General features: G+C 76.4%; 2 protein-coding genes and 1 pseudogene. 1 reads left to right on the forward strand and 2 read right to left on the reverse strand.

The annotated features are described in order from the left end of the window. Window positions 1–17: 17 nt before the first annotated feature. Window positions 18–416, forward strand: a pseudogene (locus ACWEN3_RS46120) (PadR family transcriptional regulator); the annotation flags it as partial. 7 nt (window positions 417–423) lie between these two features. Here the strand turns inward: ACWEN3_RS46120 and ACWEN3_RS46125 are convergent. Together ACWEN3_RS46125 and ACWEN3_RS46130 are read right to left on the reverse strand one after the other, a co-directional pair. Further along, a complete protein-coding gene (locus ACWEN3_RS46125) occupies window positions 424–969 on the reverse strand; it encodes a hypothetical protein (protein ID WP_452984375.1) in 546 nt (181 codons plus the stop codon). Window positions 970–1,137: 168 nt separating this feature from the next. Continuing rightward, the coding region (locus ACWEN3_RS46130; protein ID WP_452984377.1) for a fibronectin type III domain-containing protein at window positions 1,138–1,819 on the reverse strand (682 nt) is incomplete at its 5' end.

Here is a 1,819-nt window from a genome sequence, read left to right on the forward strand (position 1 = left end):
GGTGAGCGACCCGGCGGGGGCGAGCCCGGGCCACGCCCGCCCGAACGGCTCCAGCATCTCATCGAGGCAAGAGCTACGAGGTCCTGCCCGCGGGCCGCGCCGAACTGGAGCGCTGGACCGGCGCCGCGCAGGACCCCAAGCCGCTGCGGGACACGCTGCTGCTCCGGCTGCGCGCGGCGGCGGTGGTCGGCACCGCCGGCCTGGAGGCGGACCTGTCGCGTCATCTTGAGCTGCACCGGCGCCAGCTGGCCGAGTACCGGGAGATCGAGGAGCGCGACTTCCCGCCGGACCGCGACGCCCCGCAGGACCGGTTGCGGCATCTGGTCCTGCGGGCGGGCATCGATCTGGAGACCTTCTGGACCCAGTGGCTCACCCACGCGCTGGCGGAGTTCGAGGACCTGCCCGGCGCCGGCTGAGCGGCCCTCAGAGCCGGTACGGCTTGGAGCGGCGGCGCAGGAACCAGCCGGTGGCGACGACACCCGCGCCCACCAGCGCGGCGCCGACGCCCAGCGTGAGCGTGCCGTAGTCCCGGACGGCGCCGCCGAGGCCGCCCTTCACACCCCGTGAGGGCGCCGCCGTGGCGGGCGACGTGACCGCCGGCGCCGCGCCGGATCGGCCGGAGACGACCACCGACTGGGTGCCCGCGGTGCTGCCGCTGGAGCAGACCACGACCACGGTGTACGTCCCCGGGCTCACCCCGGTCCAGCCAGCGGACTGACTGATGGTCGTGCCCGCGAGCGGCGTCTGCCGGCCCTGGGAGAAGTTCGCCTGACGGCTGGTGAGCAGGGCCGCGTTGCCCCAGCTGCCGTTGATCTGGGTGCACGCGCTGGTGACCACCGAGACGGTGGAGCCGGTCGTGCTGACCGAGATGCCAGATTGGGCGGCGGACGGCGTCGCGAGGGCGGCCGGAAGCGCGGCGACGGCCGCCAGGGTCAGACCGGAGTGGAGCAGGAGTCTGGAGTTGCGCATTGTCTGGCCTCCGACGGCACGGTCGGCGGTACGTCCCATGCGCCGCCGAGGGTCGGGGAACGCCCGTGCTGCCTCGGCAGCCAGCCAACGTCGCCCCGGAGACCGCCGCATGCGGACGGGGCCCGGCCGGGTGAGGGATTACGTCGGCCGGAGCACGGGACGGGCCCGTCAGCCGCCCGTGGTCACCGTCCGCTCCGCCGACCAGCCGCCCCAGGTGCCGTCCGGCAGCCGCGCCCGCAGCCGTACCCGGTGTTCCTCCCCGGGAGCCCGGCCCACGTAGAAGCTGTGGTGCGCCCGGCCGCGCGGCGGGGTGCCGCCCCACACCAGCGAGGTGGCGGCGGTGCCGTCGAGGCCGATCAGGTACTCGGTGATCATCCCGTCCGCGCGCGGCGGATCCCAGGACAGGTCGATGTAGTACGCCCCGCCGGCCCGGTGGGTCGTGGCGGTGAAACCGGTGGGCGCGGTGCCACGGCCGTCGTCGGCGCCCGGCGTGGTGAGGCGGACCGGGGCGCTCGCGGGGGACAGGTTGTCGGCGGCGTCCCGGGCCCGCACCGTGAACACGTAGCGGGTGCCGGGGCGCAGCCCCGTGACCACGGTCGCGGTCCGGTCCCCGCCGACGCCGTGGATCTTCACCCCGCCCTGGCAGACGTCGTACGACACCACCCCCCGGTCGTCCCGGGAGGCGCTCCAGGACAGCTGGACGGCACGGCTCCCGACGGCCCGTCCGGTGGGCCGGCCGGGGCGGGTCGGCGCCGAGCGGTCGGCCGCCGTCAGGTCGGAGGTCCGGCCGGTACCGCGACCCCGGCCCCCGCCCACGAGGGCCACCCCGCCGCCCCTGCCCTCCCGGCGC

It is taken from the genome of Streptomyces sp. NPDC004561, from assembly GCF_053602155.1.